The following is a 340-nucleotide window of genomic DNA, read 5'->3' on the forward strand; positions in this document are numbered from 1 at the left end:
AAGTAATCTACAGTTTCCATCATTTTCTCCGTGAATTATGAGGCGGTGGCGAATGTTACACCCGCCAATATAGTCAGGACAGCCGCTAATGCTGCGGCACTGGCTGCGGCTGCGGCTAAAATTCTCACCAGTGCAATCAGTGCGGCAGCGACGGCAAGGGTGACGAGGATAATAACGGCAACTTCGGCAATAATCACAACCGCTTCCAGCATTTGCCTCTTTTTTATCTACTGCTTCTCATCCTTTACTCATTCCTATTTTCTGCTTCTCGTATCAGATGCCATACCGTTGTTCCCGGCTCTGTACCCTGAATATCAAAGGCAGTCGCGCCCTGAACAAA

The 340-nt window shown here is 48.8% G+C and carries 1 protein-coding gene; it reads right to left on the reverse strand.

Going from position 1 to position 340, the window contains the following annotated elements; all coding sequences use genetic code 11:
• Window positions 1-35 precede the first annotated feature (35 nt).
• On the reverse strand, window positions 36-212 hold the full coding sequence (locus tag ABR397_RS23575; RefSeq protein WP_350307819.1) for a hypothetical protein: 177 nt from the start codon (window positions 210-212) through the stop codon (window positions 36-38).
• Window positions 213-340 lie beyond the last annotated feature (128 nt).

It is taken from the genome of Photorhabdus viridis, from assembly GCF_040256935.1.
GTDB classification, from domain to species: Bacteria; Pseudomonadota; Gammaproteobacteria; order Enterobacterales; family Enterobacteriaceae; genus Photorhabdus; species Photorhabdus viridis.